The organism is Methanobrevibacter sp. (genome assembly GCF_045130115.1).
GTDB lineage: Archaea > Methanobacteriota > Methanobacteria > Methanobacteriales > Methanobacteriaceae > Methanocatella.
In genome coordinates this window covers 1-2,067 of sequence record NZ_JBGUPC010000032.1, presented here as the reverse complement: position 1 = coordinate 2,067, position 2,067 = coordinate 1, and the positions used below count along the sequence as shown (strand labels likewise).

1 protein-coding gene is annotated in these 2,067 nt (G+C 31.1%); it reads left to right on the top strand.

The genetic code is table 11. The annotated features are described in order from the left end of the window. Positions 1-34: 34 nt before the first annotated feature. Positions 35-2,067 (top strand): HAD-IC family P-type ATPase (locus ACJMML_RS05235; RefSeq protein WP_405306311.1); only part of this gene is annotated, 2,033 nt, incomplete at its 3' end.

Genomic DNA, 2,067 nt, shown 5'->3' with positions numbered 1-2,067 from the left:
TAACTTAGTTAAACATTTAGATAAATCTGAAGCTATGGGAAATGTTAATAATGTTTGCACAGATAAAACTGGTACTCTTACTTTAGGGGTTATGAAAGTTAGTGCTTTCTTCATTGAAGGAAAAGATTTTAGATTAGGTAAAAATGAAAAAATTGAAGATGAAGAATTAAGAAACTTAGTCTGGAGATGCATCTATAAAAATATTACTTGTGTTGAAACAACTGATGATAAAGGTAAAACAGTATTAAATGGTGATATGACTGAAAAAGCCTTATATTCTTATTTAAAAGATAATATGTATCCTTTAGAAGGAGATAGAAAAGGATTATATGTCTTACCATTTAAATCAGATTATAAATATATGATGAATATTTTTAAAGAAAATGATGAATTTGTTCTTTATGCTAAAGGAGCCCCAGAAAGAGTAGGAGCTTTCTTCACTCAATATAGAACTGAAGGAGGAAATGAAGAAGAATATAAACAACATGAAGAGGAATTCTATGCTAAACAAGCTGAATATGCAGAAGAATCCATGAGAACTCTTGTCTTCGGTTATAAGAAATTAACACAAGAAGAAATTACTAAAGCAAAAGAAGAGCATCCAGAAGATGATCTTGCCATGTTCCAAGATTTAGCAAAAGGACTCACTTTTGCCTTTATGATTGGTATTAGAGATGATAACAGACCAGATGTCCCAGAAGCTATCAAAAAATGCCATCATGCTGGTATTACTGTACGTATGGTAACTGGAGATAATATCAATACTGCCATTGCTATTTCCAAAGAAGTTGGAATTATTGAATCAAATCAAGCTGCTGAATGTAAAAGAATTGCTAAATATTACAGAGATCAAGTTGAAAAAAATGAAAATGAAGCTAAAAGAGGTTTACAAAATGGAGATAATCCAATTGCTTTAGAAGGTGAAATATTCAGAGTTATCTGTGGAGGTATCACAAAAAAACAAGAAGAAAAAGGAGGTGAATTACAAATATTCTTAAATAATAGAGAAGCCTTTAAACACACTGTTAAAAACTTAAAAGTTATAGCAAGAGCATCCCCAGAAGATAAATTCATTCTTGTATTCGGTCTCAAAGAATTAGGTAATATTGTTGCTGTTACTGGAGATGGTACAAATGATGCCCCTGCTCTCAGACAAGCCCACGTCGGATTTGCTATGGGTATTAGAGGTACTGATATTGCTAAAGATGCTGCTGATGTTGTCTTACTTGATGATTCATTTAGCTCAATTGTAACTGCTTGTAAATATGGTAGAAATGTATATGATTGTATTAGAAAATTCGTTCAATTCCAACTTACTACTAACATTGTTGCTGTATTTATGACTTTCCTTGGAGGTATAATATTAAAAGATTCACCATTAAATGCTATTCAAATGTTATGGGTTAACTTAATTATGGACTCATTTGCCTCTCTTGCTCTTGCAACTGAAGATCCAACTGATGCATTACTTGATAGAAAACCATATAAAAGAGAAGCTTCAATTTTGACTCCTATGATGAAATTAAATATTGTTTCTCAAGCTATATTCCAAATTACTACTTTAACTATTATTATTTTCTATGGTGATTATATTTTCGGCGTTCCTTCTGATAGAAATTTAGAACATTTCATGTGGAACAATGTAAATGGGTATCATTTCACTATATTCTTTAATATATTTGTCTTTATGCAAGTATTCAATTCAATCAACGCAAGAAAATTACAAAAAGATGAATATAATGTATTTACTGGAATTATGGGTAATTGGTTATATATTTTAATTCAAACTATTATTATTGTTGGCCAAATTATATTAGTTACTTTTGGTGGTAGAGCTGTAAGAACCCATCCTTTAAGTCTTAGACAACATGGAGAATGTCTTTTCATTTCTTCTTTAACATTAGTTTGGGGATTCCTTGTTAAATTATTGCCAATTGATGTCACTGAAGAAAGTACTGAAGGAGAAGAAGAACAAGTCAAGAAACCAGATACTTACAAGAAACATGTAAGTTTAGGTTATATGAGCAGAGGACAAATGAAGATGGGAGCTGGTGTACGTGGATTAAC